This window comes from Phaeobacter italicus, from assembly GCF_019801785.1.
GTDB classification, from domain to species: Bacteria; Pseudomonadota; Alphaproteobacteria; order Rhodobacterales; family Rhodobacteraceae; genus Phaeobacter; species Phaeobacter italicus.
On the sequence record NZ_JAHVIJ010000010.1, the window covers coordinates 70,998 to 86,794 of the forward strand.

Sequence of the window (15,797 nt, forward strand, 5' to 3'; positions counted from 1 at the left end):
TCTTCCTGACGTGTCAGAATTTAATGCGCTCAGCATATTGTTTGATGCTAGCTATCACGCTCATCGCCGCAAGCGAAGAGGTGCGCGGGTTTGACGGCAGGGGGTTACCTTCGATGGAAAAGCGGAACGAACCGAAATCGCCCTCAGCCTCGATCTCGTGAATATTACGACTGACACTCGGATCCGCAAGCAACTCCACCTGCGTATTGTCAAGGCCAATGCCCGCCAGAGCCACCGCAGCGGCGACATTGGCGTTTTTCGGGTACTGTAGCGCCGCCTCGCGAGCGGTGCCGCGGAAATGCACCTGCGCCGCACCGGCCAGCGCGCTGAGGTCCAGAACCTGCTCCGCCTGTGAGCCGATCCAGCCTTGCGGCGGTTTTCGTCCGATATAGCGAACTGCCTGCAGCGTTCCGGTCCGGCTCGCGCGCAACGCATCCAGCGCACCGATCGCGCCGGAAACCAAGCGAATGCTGCCGCCGCCAACTGCGGCGGCGCGGTCCAGTTCCTCCAACAGCGCAGCATCGGCGAGCGCTCCAATTGACACCGTCAGCAGGTCATGTCCCGCGCGAAGGATCTGGGCTCCGTGCTGCAGTAGCGCACCATGACCCGCGCAATCAACAAACAGGTCAATGTCGTTCCCAGCCTCTGCCGCTTCAGTGATGAAGTTGAACCGCTTACCAAGCTCATCGGATAGCGGCGCGATCTGATACTCCGGCACGATGACAGCAGCGATTTCGATCCGGCTGCTCGCCAATTGATCCACGACATACCGCGCAATGGTACCAAACCCAATGAGAGCGATCTTCATTAAACAATCCTCGTTCGTTTGCACCTCTGATATCCGTTTTTCAGGACAGCCTGATGGCAATTTTGGTTATATCAGGATCACATCTTTGGATTTGTTTTCTGGCCAGCTGATCGAAATGCTGGGCGCTGACCATTATGGCGGCCCCGCGCGGCGCGCTCCCGGCCATTCAGCGAACAAGGATCGGCGCATGAAATACTCAAGACACGAAGCAAAGGACTACGCCCGCGAGCACATGCAAGGGATCTGGGCTGCAGCCCTTAACCCGTTCAACGCGGATCTGTCTCTGAACGAGACCGGGCTGCGTTCAAACATCCGCCATTGGATCGACGACCTGGACATTCAAGGCCTGTTCATCGCCGGCAAACAGGGCGAATTCTTCTCGATGAGCCTGGAGGAGCGTAAACGCAACTTTGAAATCGCTGTCGACGAATGTGGTGGCAAGGCGGGCACCATCATGTCGGTGTCGGACCAGAACTTCGCCACGGTGCTTGAGCTGGCTAAACATGCCGAGGCTTGCGGCGCGGATTACGTCGTGGTGCATGCCCCGGTGCTAAGCTTTGTGCAGAACAGGGGCGAGGTTCTGTACCAGTATTACAAGGCGCTCTGCGATCAGCTGAACATCGGCATCGCCATGTGGAGCCACCCTGACAGCGGCTACTTGATGCAGCCCGGAGAATGCGCCCGCATCGCCGAGCTGCCCAATATCGTCGCCATCAAATACTCAGTCCCACGCGAAATGTATGTACGTCTGTCTCATATGGTTGGCGACAAGATCCACGTCTCCACCGCCTCAGAGGACGAATGGCTGGACAATATCGAGGAGCTGGACTGGAAGCTCTACCTCTGCTCCTCGCCGCCGTATCAGCTACAGACCCGCAATGACCGCCGAATGCATGACTACACCCAGCTGGCCTTTCAGGGCAAATTCGCAGAGGCCCGCAAGCTGCGGGACAGCCTAAACCCGGTGCGCGAGGCGATCGCTCGCAGCCGTCCAGCGGATAAGCCGCAGGCGTTCGGCAAATACTGGCAGGAGCTGTTAGGTCAGGTCGGCGGCCCGGTGCGCCATCCAATGCTGAACCTAACCGAGACGGAAAAAGCTACCATTCGCGAGGCGTTCGAGAGCTGCGGGTTGAAACTCTGACTGGACGTAGCCGGCGGGTAGCGATCGCTCAGTCAGGATCTTAGGGCTCTGATATCTCCCGGCCGCGCGGACAGAAGCCGCGCGGCCGTTTCTTTCACACTTGCCCCTAATTACCAACAATCTGAGGTCCCCGTGGGAGAGCTCTTCGCCTTGTTATCTGCCGCCTGCTACGGGCTGGCCGGCGTAACCATCGCCCGCAGCCGCAACCAGCGGCGCGGCGACGGCGGGGTGTTCCTTTCGGTGCTGATGACCGCCCTTCTAACCGGGGCCCTGTGGCTACTGGTTGGTCCTGAGACCGCCCTTCAGTCCGGCACCACGGGAAAAAACGCGCTCGCCCTGTTCGCCTTGGCGGGCGTTTTCGCCACGGTGCTCGGGCGGCTATTTATGTACCGCTCCACCGAAATCCTAGGTCCGGTTGCGGCCGCGATGCTGCGCCGCCTGATCCCGTTCTTTGCTATCCCGCTTGCCATCCTGATGATCGGTGATTGGCCTGGACCTGCCGAGTTACTCGGCGGGGTGCTGGTGGTGGCCGGGATGTTTTTCTTCGCAGGCGGCGCGGCGCCGCTGGGAACGCTGGCGGGGGTGCTGCTGGGGTTGCTATCGGCGGCCAGCTACGCTCTCTCCTATAGCCTGCGTAAATTGGGGCTGCTGCAACTTCCCGACCCGCTGCTCGCAACATGTGTCGGCGCCATGGCAGGTTGCCTGTGCTATGTTGGCTGGGCTTTATTGAGCGGCAACAAAGACAAGTGTACAAGATTGCACGACCTGTTTGCAGACCGCAGTCCCAGGTTTCTTGGCACAGGTTTGTTGCTTTCAGTCGGGCAAACGCTGCAGCTTGCGGCCTTGCTGCATACCTCTGTCACCAGCGTGGCCCTGATTGGAGCACTCGACGTGCTGTTCAGTGCCCTGTTTGCCGCGCTGCTGCTGCGCCAGTGGCTCCGACCGACGCTGTCCCGAATGATGGCAACACTGCTCGTTGGACTCGGCACCGCGTTGCTGCTCCTGAACTGATCTAGCCTTGGTCACAACTGAAACTCTCTCTGGTAAACCTGCCCTAGTTGCGGCTTGGACACGGCGCTTCAGCTTCAGGTATTCAATTTTTTGCTACCCAATTTCCTGGAATAATGACTGAGCAGAACCCCGCTTGACGTAGGCTTTCGGGCAACGAGAACAGGCCGACGTAGCCGCAGCGACACCTAAGCAGCCGTATGTCAGCGCCAACAACAGGGGATCTCTATGCCTAAGTCTTACCATCTGCCCTTATCCTTTACGCTAGCTGTGACCCTGCTCACACCCATGGCCCAAGCTGCAGGTAACGGCGGAGAGCCCGGTGTCATCGATATCCGCGACTCAATCGTGCAGCGTTGGTTCGAGGCGACGCCGCACAACCCACCTGTCCCACCTGAACCCGGACGCGACTATGGCATGATCGGCGAAGGTGGTACCTTTGTTGCGCCGAAAGCCTCGCCGCTGTCTTCCTATGCACCGAACTTCCCCGGCCAACTGGAAGGTTGGGACCAGAACTCCTATGCCAAGAACGTCGATGTACTGGCCTTTTACCCGACAGTGACGTCGCCCTGGCATGCGTGGGCCAATGCCATCGACATGAATGGCAAACGCTATCTCTATGCGCATGACCGCGATTACATGCGGGTACTGGACATCACCGATCCGGCCAATGCCGTTGAGGTATACAGCGATGGCGGCGTCTGGGGACCGAACGGTTCTAGTGAGGAATTCGACAGCAAGAACGTCACCGATTATTTCGGTGGCTTGACTATTGCCTGGCACGAAGGGCTGCAAAAATACGTAGCGGTGGCTTCCTACGAAATCGGCCGCTTCGGTGTGATGGGCCGCAAATCCGAAGACGCCGAGGGCGTTGCCCTGGTGCGCAACTACACCTCGCTGAAAGGTTTCCGGGTTTTTGAGATGAACGGCCCGACACCGGACGACTGGACCATGATCGCCGAACGCACCACCGACCGCGTCAACCCCGACGCCCCCATCGGTGAACAGCAGGGGTCAGGATCTCTGGATGCTCCGGCCTGGACTGGCGGTCGCTACATGGTTCTGTCCGCAGCCCCCAAAGACAGCTTTGCGCTGACCGAATACCCCGACTATGTTCATTCGCCCGGCTACCAGATCTGGGACATGAGCGACCCTACCAACCCTGAATTTGTCAGTCAGCTGTCGGTGCCCGGGCAGGACATCGACTCCGCCGAAGACCTCGCGGCCTATCTGGAGAACCCACGCGCGGGTAACCGCACTTCTTGGATGGGCTCGCGCAATCCGCTAGCCCTGCCTGTCCCGATCGAGGACGGCGGTACGGTCGGATTTGGCGGCATGGGCGGACTTGGATTCTGGACCTTCGATGTCAGCGACCCTGCAAACCCGACGCCGCAGGGTGACCTGCAAGTCGCTCCCAGCTTTGCCGGTACTGAGTTCGACAACGTCGATGTCAGCCAGTACGCCCGCACCGGGCACGTGTTCTCAAACGGCTACCCGATGAATTCGAATTGCTACGAACCCTACAAAGACATCTTCTCAATAGATGTGTCCGACCCGACCAACCCAATTGTTGCTGCCACATTTCCGCGCCCAATACCTCCCAAAGAGGCCGATTTCGACGACTATTGCCAGCGCGGTGGCAGTTTCGGGCCGAAACGCTCCGGGGGCATCGACCAGCCGGGAGGCGGGCGAGACGGAGTTGTGATCTACGCCTTCTACAACGCGGGGATCCAGATCTTCGACGTCGAAGATCCCGCCGAACCAACGATCTCCGGCTATTATGTACCCGCCTTTCCCACCTCGGAGGAAGTACCAGACTGGACATTCGACAATGCCGTCTTTGCTGTGTTTGTGGAATATGATCGAAACATTATCTGGGCCTTTGCTGTGAACGGTGTCTATGCGTTGACCTCACCGCTTCTGGGTGAGCCGCTTACCGGCCTGCCCAAGACACCTTGGCCACCGCGCAAGCAATGAGCCTAGGGTCTGGACTCACAACGTTTCAAAGCCAGTAGATGACGGGTGCAGCGACGGCGACGACCGGCAAGACCACCTTGGGACATCGGTCACGGCCTGTCGCGACCCGCCGCCAATCCTTGAGGCTGCCGAAAAAAATCTTCATGTGATTGCGTCGTTTGTCGTCTTTCACCGCCATCTTGCGTCAGCATTCCTGAACGGACTGCTGACGCTAATATTTTTATCTCTCAATGCTTCTCTGAACGATTAGGCGTCGTACCCGCGATACCCGAGTAGCCAGTCAGCCTTGGGCAAGTTGCTCGGCAAGGTGTGTGCCCCCATGTAATCGCTGACTAGTCCGACGGTGACAAATACGTTGAGGAGGCTTCCCCCTTGTCGCCCGACCACTTCCAAAGATTGTAGAGCGCTTTATGCGGGCCGCAGGCCGCAGGTGCGTCACACCGCCGCAAACCATTCCGGTTGATAAAGATGATACCGCTTAACACGCGCCAATAATCGGCGCAGGGATTGCTGTGAGACTTTGGGAGGAGGGTTTCAAGACGCGTCATCTGCGCATCCGTCAGCCAAAAATGGTCAGACGTGGACGCCGCTCGTTTTTCGAGGCCGGAATCGTCCTACAACGCGAAAACCAATGGGTCCTGACCTTAGACACGCGCTTTGCGGAACAACCTCACCACAGAGAGGACACTTGCTCCATGCGCTTGCCCGGAAAGGCGCCCCAGCAAACTGGGGCAAGCACTTATGCCAGTGCCAGATCGGTCGCCGACTGACGACCATCGCGGCCGTTCTCGATCTCGAAGGTCACTTTCTGACCGTCATCAAGCGCTGCAATGCCCGCGCGCTCTACTGCCGAGATGTGCACAAAGATGTCTTTGCTGCCCTCTTCCGGCTGGATGAAACCAAAACCTTTGGTGGGGTTGAACCATTTCACGGTGCCATTGGCCATAACCGTAGTCTCCTGAATAGATGCTGCCCGCAAGATCGCGACAGCCCGGCGAAAGTCGATCCAAGTCGATCAACCGGAACCGGGTTAGCGGCAGCAGAAATTCGAAGAGAAGAAACGTTAGCGCCCTCTCCCTGCGCCTTTGGCAGCCCGATAGCAAGGATTCTTTTCGCCCCGCATCACCGCACGTGCGGGTTTGCGATCAAATATCGCATCAAACGTCACCATCGTTCTTTGATGCTCCACCACATTCAGCTGGCATCACAGTCATACATAAAGGCCTGAAAATATCACTGCGAGACCTCCGGCGACGAGCACCGCGGTCTTCACAACCTTGCGGGCGCTGATCAAGCCGTAGGATACGAGCGCCAGCCCTAAGGCCAAGCGCAGCATCGCGATGAGTGCGGGCGCAGGGTTTTCAGCCAAACGAAGAATGTCGGGGTTTGCAATCATTCCCAAGGGAATAAGGTACAGCCCTACCCCAAGAGCCATCGCTGTCAGGGCGACTTTCAGCCAGTTTTCTCCGATCATACCGGACGCAATGAATACTGCGCCGCACACGGGCGGCGTGATGGTCGAAAGCAAAGCAAACCAGAAAACAAAGAGATGCGCCTGCAACGGCTCCAGCCCTAACTGGCCGAGCGCCGGCCCCGCAACGGACACGCAGATGACATAGGCCGCCGTCGTTGGCACTTCCATTCCAAGCAGCAAACAAGCAAGCGCAGTCAGCAACAGCGAGGGCCAAAGCAATCCTGCCGATCCTTCGAGGATTAGAGAGGTAATCTTGACACCCAAACCCGTGATCGCCAGCACGCCAATGATGATCGAGGCACACAGAATGATTGATGCGATCATCGACACCTGTTTTGCGGCATTGATGACTGCACCCTGGAAGCGTTCGGCGATCTGCGCAGGGCGGAGTTCCAGATCCGCGTTCAAAAATAGCAACAGAGCCCCAGCAAGGATCGCAAGAGCGGCCGCGTATTGCGGCGTAAATCCTGCCCCGAACATCGCCCAGAGCAAAACAGAGAAAGGCACCAGCAAAAACAGGGAGGTGATAATAACGTCCCGCCTTTTGGGCTGGTCCGCCTCGTCTACCTGCCTGAGATCAAAACGTGTGGCGTAGGCGTTAATTCCGACCCAAACAGCAAAAAAGTAAAGGATCGCCGGCAGGATCGCCGCCGCCATGATCGAGGTATATGGAACCCCGGTCAGCTCCACCATGACAAAGGCGCCCGCCCCCATCAATGGCGGCATGATCTGCCCCCCAGAAGAGGCTACCGCCTCAACGGCTGCAGCCAGGCGTTTGGGGTAGCCAAGTTTCGTCATCGCGGGCAGCGTAATTGCACCAGTGGAGGCCACGTTTGCAGAGGCAGAGCCCGAAATTGATCCAAAAAGCGCCGATGAGATCACAGAAACCTTTGCTCCCCCGCCTTTCAGTCGTCCGGCCGCAGCCCCTGCGACGTTCATGAACCCCTGCCCCGCCTCGCCAGCATTCAGCACCGCGCCGAAGATCACGAAGATCGCCACGACGCTGACGGAAACCCCCGTCAAAGACCCCCAGATCCCGCCTTCGGCAATGGTGAGCGTACCAAGAAAGCTGGCAACCGGGGTCCCGGAATGACCGAACTGGCCGGGAATGTGCTGCCCCAACAGCCCGTAGAGCAAGGCCGCCCCCGCAACCAGCGGCAAGGGCCAACCGATGGCCCGGCGCGCCGCTTCCAGCGTCACCACCAGCAATGTCATGGCAATGGCGATTTGCAGGTTTCCCTCAAGAAAGCCGTATTGATCCCCCAACCGGTCATGGTTGATCGCGACCCATAACGATGCGGCTATGCCCAGGCCGGCCATAACCGTGCCGCTGAAAACACCCCAACGGGTTTTATTCCCCAGCATCAGCACAAAAGGCAGCGTAAATGCCATATGCAGAGGGCGGCTGACCAGATTGGGAACCAGCCCCGAAAAGATAAGCGCAAGGTGATAGCCCACCAAGGCGGTGGCCAGCATCAACCAAAAAGCCGCAGTGCTGCGGCCACCAGAAACATCGGACATTTGGGATCTCTTCATCGGGGAGGAACAGGCCAGAGGAGGTCTCTGGCCTGAAAAAGGGCCTGCGCCTTACATCTGCTCTTCGCTCAGTTCGATGCCCGCTTCCTTGTAGTAGCGCACGGCACCGGGGTGGATTTTGCCAGTGACATTGCTCAGCATGGTTGGCTCCACACCGTTCCACCAGGGCGATGTATCACCAAGGCGTGCCTTGTTCTCCCAGAACGTTTTCGTCAATGCGTAGGCGGTATCGTCGTCCATTTTGGTGGTCGTGAAGGCAACGACCGGCAGCGACGTCGTGGTGATATCCGCGTCTTGGCCTGCATAAGTGCCCGCAGGGATGGTTAGCTTGGTGCGCTTGGTTTCGCTAATCTGCGCCTCGGTCATGGACAGCACCGTAACAGAAGCAGAAGCTGCCGCTTCGATCACGTTTGGCGCAGGATAAGAACCTGCCGTGACAAAACCGTCAATCTGGCCGTTCTTAAGCGCAGCAACAGCGTTGGACAGCTCCACATCAGCGATCTCTACACTGTCAGCAACACCAAACAACTTGAGGTATTTTTCACCCTCTCTCGCACCGAAAGACCCCTTGCCCAGCAAGATGGTCTGCCCGTCCAGGTCAGCGATATCGGTGACACCGCTCTCGCTTGACATAACGAAATGCATGGTCAGCGACGGGATCGGGAACAGCGCGCGGATATCGTCAAAGGCTGGATTTCCCTTGCCCTCGAACATGGCCTTGCCCCCTTGTGCGAGACCAACTAGCGCAGGAGGTGTGGTAAAGACGTAATCGGCGCCTCGCGCGCGTACTTCCATCACGTTTTGGACAGAACCTTGGCTTTCTTCGACCGTGACCGAAATATCGCCCGCAGCTTTCATCGCTTCGGCCAGTTCAACGCCCATCTGATAGTAGGACGATCCCGTTTTGGCCGATTTGTAGGTCACCCTGGTTTCGGCCGATACGGCGGTAACAGCAGCGGCTGCCAATGCAATAGCGGCAACAGCCGATTTCAATACGATGTTCATATCTTCTCCTCCCAAATTTCACTTGTGATCCATAGAACGCGATTTTCGATGCGGCGCAACCAACACGAATACGGTGACAACCGTGAGGCTGCACAATGGCTGTGGACACGGAGACAGACCAGACGCCCTTTCCATCGAACTTACGCGACAATGGCTTTCGCCCTCCCCTGCCCCGCCGATCCGCGCTAATTCCCGATTTAGGGTCTGATTCTGGCTCTCGCAGGTCGGAACGTCTGTGGCAAAGATAGCGGTTTTTGCGGTAAACTCGGGTCAAAATCGGCCCTTTTGGGTCATTCTGCCTGCTTTGGGCAAGAATCTGTTGCCAAGTCGGACTGCCTCGTCATAAATAACGGTAAATACAGCTCTGGCGAAAAAGAGCGTTACAACACAGGACGAGGCAGCAGTGACAGAGTCCACGACAATAAACCACCGCATCCGCGACAATGCCGAACGGCTCGCGGCGGCGCTGGAGAGCCATATGCTCAAGAGCTTTGCGCCCGATGCGCGCAAGGAACTGCGCCTGTTCAGCGCGGGTGAAGCTGCTGACCTGTTGGGAATTTCGGCGAGCTTTCTGCGCAAGCTGCATTTCGATGGCCGCATCCTTGATGTTCATACCACACCTGGCGGGCGGCGCCACTACTCCGCCGAAGACCTGCTGGCAATCCGCCACACGCTGGAAAGCACGGCCAAGACGCCGGGAACCTACCTGCCCGGCCGCCGCGAGGGCGACAAGGTGCAGGTGCTGTCCTTCCTGAACTTCAAGGGCGGATCGGGCAAGACAACCAGTTCCATCCACACCGCACAGCGACTGGCGCTCAAAGGGTATCGCGTGCTGGCGGTCGACATTGACCCGCAGGCCTCGCTTACGACGCTGTTTGGCTATCGGCCCGAATATGATTTCCTGGACTCCGGCACCATCTATGACGCGATCCGCTACGATGACCCCGTGCCGCTGCAGCAGATCATCCAGAAGACCTATTTCACCGGTATTGATCTGGCCCCGGCCGGGCTGATGCTGCAGGAATTTGAACATGAAACCCCCCAGGCGCTGATCAACAATGTGCAGCCGCCGTTCTTTGCCCGCATGGCAACGGTACTGCAGGAGGTTGAAGCGGATTATGACGTGATCCTCTTCGACTGCCCCCCTCAGCTTGGCTATCTGACGATGTCGGCGCTCTGTGCCTCGACCGGGGTTCTGATCACGGTTGTGCCCAATATGCTCGACGTCGCCTCGATGTCGCAATTCCTGCAGATGAGCGCGGATCTTTTGGACGTGGTTGGCAATGCCGGGGCGCAGATGGAATTCGATTTCCTGCGCTTTCTCATCAACCGATATGAGCCCAATGACGGACCCCAACAACAGGTGGTTGCCTTCCTCAGGCAACTCTTTGGTAAAGAAGTCATGACCGCGCATATGCTTAAATCTACTGCAGTTTCTGACGCGGGCCTCACTCAGCAAACAGTTTATGAAGTAGAGCGTACGCAGTTTCATCGAAATACTTACGATCGTGCAATAGACTCTCTCAACCAAGTCAATGAAGAGATCGAAACACTCATTCAACACGCATGGGGTCGCTAATGGCACGCAAAGGGATTCTCAGCACTGACACCTCTCCATCAACCGCCAACCGGCCCGAGCCAAAGGCCCGGATGATGCCACGTGGCGCGGTGGGAGCCCTGCAATCGTCGCTGACGCGGCTGCAGGAAAACGCCGTTCAGGACATCGACCCGGCATTGATTGACGACGCAGGCCTAGAGGATCGTCTGGGGCTGGACGATGCCGCGCAAAACCAACTGGTCGAGAGCCTGCGCACCTATGGTCAGCAGGTGCCCGTTCTGCTGCGCCCCCATGCCAAGGTGCAGGGGCGGTACGAAATCGTTTACGGCCGTCGCCGGCTGAAAGCGCTGCGCGAGTTGGGTCAGCCGGTCAAGGCGATGATCCGGCAGCTGGATGACCATGCCCTTGTGATGGCACAGGGTCAGGAAAACACTGCGCGTCAGGATCTGTCGTTTATCGAAAAGGCATCTTTTGCAGCGCAATTGCAGGACGGCGGCTATGACCGGCAGACAATCGCAGCGGCCTTGTCGATTGATATGCCGATGGTCTCGCGGATGTTGAAGGTGGGAACCGCCTTTGACATGGGTTTTCTTCGTCAGATCGGCTCTGCGCCCGGTATTGGCCGCGAACGCTGGATGGCGCTGGCGGCGGCGATGCAGGAACCGGGCGCGCGCGACCGTGTGCTCAGCGAGATGAAGGGGCCTCTTTTCCCGACGGGTCCGTCAGATGCCAAGTTCGAGGCCGCCCTGGCGCTGGCCCAACAGACCCACAGCGAAAAACCGAAAGCCAAACCCGCCAAGGCACCGGCCCGCGTGATCGAGGGGCCGCATGGCCGCCCTCTCGCGGATCTGCGTCGCAGTGGCAAAGGGGTTTCGCTCACGATCGCGGCCAAGGACAACGCAGAATTTGACGCGTGGGTTGAGGCAAATGCCGAAACCCTGCTGAGAGATCTTCACGAGCGTTTCACGGTGGAAACCTCGGAAGAGTAACAACAACCAGCCAAAGACAGGAAAGGAGGCACGAACCCCGGCAAGAAAAAAGCCCCCCAGGACATACATCCCAGAAGGCTCATTTCAAACTTAGCACCCTTGGAATACCCCCTTCGAATCGGTCCTGTCAACTCTGTGCGCTGCACAGGGGCGGATGATTTTTGCCTTTTTCGTGAAAATCCCTATGAAACATGCTTCCCAAGTCGCGTTTGGGATGGCGGAGCCTTGCGCCCTGCCCTCCGTCGACAAATGGGACATCCTCTCGGCGTTGTCCAAGGCAGCGCCCGAATTTGGTGTCTCTCATCGAACCCTCGCCGTTCTGAAGGCCCTGATGACGTTTCTGCCGGAACAGTTGATTGCGGCAGATCGCGGCGGCGCTGTGGTCTTTCCATCGAACCGGAAACTCTGTGAACGGTTGAACGGGATGCCTGAAAGCACCTTGCGGCGTCACCTTGCCAAACTGGTCGAGACCGGAATTGTCAGCCGTCAGGACAGCCCCAATCGCAAACGCTTTGCCCGAAACATCGGTGGCACGCGTGCTGTGGCCTATGGGTTTGATCTCTCTCCCCTCGCCGTCCACGCCGGACAGGTGCTGGCCATCGCGGAAGATGCCGATCTCAAGGCAGAGCGTATCGCCGTGCTGCGCGATCGGCTGGCCCTGTTGCGACAAGAGATCTTGGCATCCGGCCAGCAGCTGCCCCCCCTGCCCCAGGAAACTCTAGAACGCGCCCGCCTGACCCTGCGCCGCCGCGTCGATGAGGCGGATCTGGCCACCATGATTGACGCACTGACAGAAATTGCCGCCGACCTCCCTGCCCCGCAGACAGACGACACCCAACTGGAAACACGCGCCGCAGCACAAGAAATGAGCGGCAGCGACAGCCAGAATGAACGGCACATACAGTATTCAAATAAAACTACTTCTGACTCTGAAGAAACCGCTCAAACTGAAACCTTGGAAACTGAGGATAGAGCCGCGCAAGGCATAGAAGAGCCACTGCAGGACGTTCTGTCGTCTTGTCAGGAATACAGGCAGTTCTTTCCCGATGGCATTCGCTCATGGCAGGATCTTTCCCGCACGGCCAGCCAATTGGTTCCAATGATGGGGATTGAACAACCCGTCTTTCACGAAGCGCAACGCATCATGGGCAGTCAGACCGCCTCAACGCTTGTGCTGTGCATGTTGGAACGGCTCTCCGAAATCCGCAGTCCCGGCGCCTATCTTCGCCGCCTCTCGCAAAGGGCGCGAGCGGGCCAGTTTTCGATCACCCCGATCATCGCATCCATCAGACAACGGCAGAAATTGTCAGCTGACAATTTTGGTGCCGCCCATGCCTGACATCCTGCCGAGAAATGCAGGACCTGTGCGTCGATGCGATCGCCATTTGTAAATCGGCCCGCCACGGATCAGACCGACAAGGGCCACCTGTCACCAGGCACGGCCTGGAATTGTCAGCTGACAATTCCAAGGGCGCGGCCCGTGAGAGAGTGAAATCAGACTTGCACGGCAGCGCGGTCGGGACGGGTGGAATGAGCCTTGCTCTGCAATCCATCGATCATGCGCTTGCGACCTCTACACAGTTGTCTGCTGTCTGGGACAGTGCCAGCAGATCTGCCCAGACCGCTTCGTTCCCGGCGCCAAGCAGCTCGATATGGCCCAGAGACGCCCGCCCATATTGCGCGGGATCAAATGTCACGAACTGCGCACCAGACGCGCGCAAACTGTCCGCATAACGCTGTACCCCACTCGGCGGTACCACAACGTCATCCTTGGCAACACAGATCCGCAGTTGGGGCAGGGGGCGTTCATCCTTGGGGTAGGGCAGGGCGCTGCCAATATCACTGGCAAAGAAATCCCGACTGGTGCACCAGCGGCGCCACTGCCAGTAAACCCCGGCAGGCAGATCAGCCCCGAACCTCAGCGATTTTCCCGGCAGATACCCCATCAGCGCCGTTGCCAGCGGGCCAAGCAGAAACCAAAAGGCCAGGACCACGGGGCGATAGCTCCACGGGTGGTCCCAATGATGCGCAAACCCGCTGCCGATGGTGGTGATCCGGCTCACGCGCGCGGGATAGTCGTGAAACGCCACGCCAAGCCCGCCCAGCGAATGCCCCAGAACCCAGATCGGCCCACGCGGGGCCAGATCCGCAAGCGCCGCCAGGGCCGCGCTTTGATCCTCCAGCATCCAGTCCGCCATTGTCAGCGGGCTGTCTTTCAGATGTCCGTTCAGGCTTTCGCCAAAGTCGCGGTAATCATAGGTCAGGACGTTCAATCCGTGCTGCACCGCCCATTGCGCGAAATGGCGATAATACCGCTGCGGAACACCGGTGGCCGCGTTCAACAGAACAGAGGCACGAGCCTGTCCGCTGGCCCGGTAAAATCGGCCCACCATCGTTGATCCCGCGCAGGGGATCGTGACCTTTTCAGCAATCTGTTCCATCGAAAATCCTTGCATGCAATTTCCTAGACCAAATGGTCTATAGCGGATGTGGACCACTTGGTCTAGATCCGTTAGGGATAACGTCATGTCATCAAATGAGAACCGAGATAAACTGATCCGCACCGCCTCCCGGCTGTTTCGCAGCAAGGGCTATGATGGCGTTGGGCTAAAGGAGATCCTGGCCGCAGCGGATTTGCCGAAGGGATCGCTCTACTATCATTTTCCAGGTGGAAAGGTCGAACTGGCGGATGCCGCGACGCGTTGGGCAGGGGACTGGGTGGCGCGCATGCTGGGGCAGTGCTTTGAGACAGCCACGTGTTTTGAAGAGGGCGGGGTAAAGGCCTGCGAGACTCTTGCCGCCAATGCAGAGCATCACAACAGCGTGCCGGCCTGTCCGGTGGTCAGCATCCTTCAGGCGGCCCCGTCAGAGCCTGCGCTGCGCAAAACCGCCGAAGACATCCACACCACCTGGACTGCGGGTCTGGTCCGACAGGCGGAACGGTTTGGGGTTCCCGACCCGCATGGGGCGGCTCTGTCCCTGCATATGCGGCTACAGGGGGCGTGGATCCTCGCCTATGCCCAACAATCCGGCGCGCCGTTCCACCAGCTCGCAGCAGAGCTGCGCAAGGCCACGGCTGGCTGATCCGCCGCCACAGAACCGGCAGTGAAGATTGGGCCAGCGCTGTGGCCAGTTGTGCGGCAAGTGTTGCCGCCTGTGCTGCGGGTAGGGCAGGGGGGCAGATTGTCAGCTGACAATTCCAATGTAGCGGGGAATGTCGCGAGGGCAGGGCGAAACCTCCGGGTCGCCCCCTCAGATCCCCGTCAGCGCCAGATCCAGCGCCTGGGTGATCTCGCTATCGCAGGACGCCAGACTCAGAACAGGGGCTTTCAGCAGCGATGCGGGCACAGCCGATAGAAATTGGGTGACCATCACATAGCGCCCCGACTGGATTTCAAAAATCGGGTTCAGCCGCTTGGCCGGTGTGGGCGCGGCATCCAGCGGCATCAGCGGCACGACGATCCGCGTATTCAGGGCGTCCAGCAGATCGGCCTGCACATCCAGCAGATAACCGGTGCTGTCCGGGCTGGCGTAGACGTCAAAGCGGGCCATCAGAACGGACGATAGCGATCCAGGGGCAGGCCATTTTCTTCAACCCACCGGTTTGATGACTGCAGCGCTGCCGCGTTTTCCCGTTTCCAGGCATTTGTCTTGGCCTCTTGCACGGCCTGACGCAGACCAGCCTCCGCCGCCTGGGACAGGTTCACCCCGAAAGAGCGTGCCTCTGACAAAAGCCCCTGATCCAATGTCAGGTTGGTTGGTTTCTTTGGTACCGACTGTGACTGCATGATCCACCTTGTTCATGCGCATTATATATGCGCACCCATCTAAACATCAAGCGCCGCGCCTCGGTCGCTGGCCGCGCACAGGAACAGGAATGGAATAAAGGGGCCAGGACGGGCAGCGCAGCGAAGGGGCAGGGCAGTATCATGGACCAACATGTTGCAGGCGATCTTGCTGCCGACGGATGGCACGCTGTCCTTCCTTAGGTCTGGCCTTGTGCTGGCGCGGCAGAGCCTGCGATCTGCGGTGGCATTTCCGATACCGCCTTATAATGGCTCGATTTTAGCGTGTTGAAAAAAGATCTGATTTTTTTGAATTTTGGGGTTGCGACTCTCCGGGACTGACAATAGAACCCCCTTCACCGGCGGCGCTGAGGCGCTGACGGGGCGCTGGACGGAGCGGCGGGACGGACCTTGAGGTCGGAACTGCGGTGAAGCGAGGTTGATATTTGAGGGAATGATCGGCGGGTTGCACCGGGAAGTTAGGGTGCACCGGTTGGTTTTTGTCTCTGGGTCTTT

Annotated in this window: 14 protein-coding genes and 1 pseudogene; 7 read left to right on the plus strand and 8 right to left on the minus strand. The window is 58.6% G+C overall.

Features of this window, described 5'->3' with window-relative positions:
• Window positions 1-13 precede the first annotated feature (13 nt).
• Window positions 14-808, minus strand: a complete 795-nt coding sequence (locus KUV39_RS18200; RefSeq protein WP_222460577.1) for an aspartate dehydrogenase — start codon at window positions 806-808, stop codon at window positions 14-16.
• Window positions 809-995: 187 nt separating this feature from the next.
• Between KUV39_RS18200 and KUV39_RS18205 the strand changes: the two genes are divergently transcribed.
• From KUV39_RS18205 to KUV39_RS18215, 3 genes are all read left to right on the plus strand, one after another.
• A complete protein-coding gene (locus KUV39_RS18205; RefSeq protein WP_209035544.1) occupies window positions 996-1,949 on the plus strand; it encodes a dihydrodipicolinate synthase family protein in 954 nt (317 codons plus the stop codon).
• Between the two features lie 132 nt (window positions 1,950-2,081).
• Complete coding sequence (locus tag KUV39_RS18210) at window positions 2,082-2,960, plus strand: DMT family transporter (RefSeq protein ID WP_222460578.1); 879 nt, start codon at window positions 2,082-2,084, stop codon at window positions 2,958-2,960.
• Between the two features lie 225 nt (window positions 2,961-3,185).
• The gene (locus KUV39_RS18215) at window positions 3,186-4,934 is read left to right on the plus strand and encodes an LVIVD repeat-containing protein (protein WP_222460579.1); all 1,749 of its coding nucleotides are present in this window, start codon (window positions 3,186-3,188) and stop codon (window positions 4,932-4,934) included.
• Window positions 4,935-4,959: 25 nt separating this feature from the next.
• Here the strand turns inward: KUV39_RS18215 and KUV39_RS18220 are convergent.
• The 4 genes and pseudogenes from KUV39_RS18220 to KUV39_RS18235 form a co-directional block, all read right to left on the minus strand.
• Window positions 4,960-5,482, minus strand: a pseudogene (locus KUV39_RS18220) (transposase family protein).
• Between the two features lie 191 nt (window positions 5,483-5,673).
• Window positions 5,674-5,880 carry a cold-shock protein gene (locus tag KUV39_RS18225; RefSeq protein WP_222460580.1) on the minus strand — a complete coding sequence of 69 codons (207 nt, stop codon included), beginning with the start codon at window positions 5,878-5,880 and terminating at the stop codon, window positions 5,674-5,676.
• A 264-nt stretch (window positions 5,881-6,144) separates the two neighbouring features.
• Window positions 6,145-7,929 carry a TRAP transporter permease gene (locus tag KUV39_RS18230; RefSeq protein ID WP_222460581.1) on the minus strand — a complete coding sequence of 595 codons (1,785 nt, stop codon included), beginning with the start codon at window positions 7,927-7,929 and terminating at the stop codon, window positions 6,145-6,147.
• Between the two features lie 66 nt (window positions 7,930-7,995).
• Window positions 7,996-8,949 (minus strand): TAXI family TRAP transporter solute-binding subunit, encoded by a 954-nt coding sequence (locus KUV39_RS18235; protein ID WP_222460582.1) that lies wholly within the window; start codon window positions 8,947-8,949, stop codon window positions 7,996-7,998.
• 478 nt (window positions 8,950-9,427) lie between these two features.
• Here KUV39_RS18235 and repA point away from each other — a divergent pair, with 478 nt between their 5' ends.
• The 3 genes from repA to repC all read left to right on the plus strand — a co-directional run bounded on the left by repA (window position 9,428) and on the right by repC (window position 12,835).
• Window positions 9,428-10,528 (plus strand): plasmid partitioning protein RepA, encoded by a 1,101-nt coding sequence (gene repA / locus KUV39_RS18240; RefSeq protein ID WP_244998460.1) that lies wholly within the window; start codon window positions 9,428-9,430, stop codon window positions 10,526-10,528.
• Window positions 10,528-11,496 (plus strand): plasmid partitioning protein RepB, encoded by a 969-nt coding sequence (gene repB, locus KUV39_RS18245; protein WP_222460583.1) that lies wholly within the window; start codon window positions 10,528-10,530, stop codon window positions 11,494-11,496. Before repA ends, repB begins: the two co-directional genes overlap by 1 nt.
• 184 nt (window positions 11,497-11,680) lie before the next feature.
• Complete coding sequence (gene repC / locus KUV39_RS18250; RefSeq protein WP_222460584.1) at window positions 11,681-12,835, plus strand: plasmid replication protein RepC; 1,155 nt, start codon at window positions 11,681-11,683, stop codon at window positions 12,833-12,835.
• A 217-nt stretch (window positions 12,836-13,052) separates the two neighbouring features.
• On the opposite strand, the gene KUV39_RS18255 is transcribed toward repC, so the two are convergent.
• Window positions 13,053-13,937, minus strand: coding sequence for an alpha/beta hydrolase family protein (locus KUV39_RS18255; protein ID WP_222460585.1), 885 nt, complete (start codon window positions 13,935-13,937; stop codon window positions 13,053-13,055).
• Window positions 13,938-14,022: 85 nt separating this feature from the next.
• On the opposite strand from KUV39_RS18255, the gene KUV39_RS18260 reads away from it, so the two are divergent.
• Complete coding sequence (locus KUV39_RS18260) at window positions 14,023-14,580, plus strand: TetR/AcrR family transcriptional regulator (RefSeq protein WP_222460586.1); 558 nt, start codon at window positions 14,023-14,025, stop codon at window positions 14,578-14,580.
• 168 nt (window positions 14,581-14,748) lie between these two features.
• Here KUV39_RS18260 and KUV39_RS18265 read toward each other — a convergent pair whose 3' ends face one another.
• Both KUV39_RS18265 and KUV39_RS18270 read right to left on the minus strand, forming a co-directional pair.
• A complete protein-coding gene (locus KUV39_RS18265; RefSeq protein WP_209035534.1) occupies window positions 14,749-15,048 on the minus strand; it encodes a CcdB family protein in 300 nt (99 codons plus the stop codon).
• Window positions 15,048-15,284, minus strand: coding sequence for a type II toxin-antitoxin system CcdA family antitoxin (locus KUV39_RS18270; protein ID WP_046212322.1), 237 nt, complete (start codon window positions 15,282-15,284; stop codon window positions 15,048-15,050). Before KUV39_RS18270 ends, KUV39_RS18265 begins: the two co-directional genes overlap by 1 nt.
• Window positions 15,285-15,797: the final 513 nt, after the last annotated feature.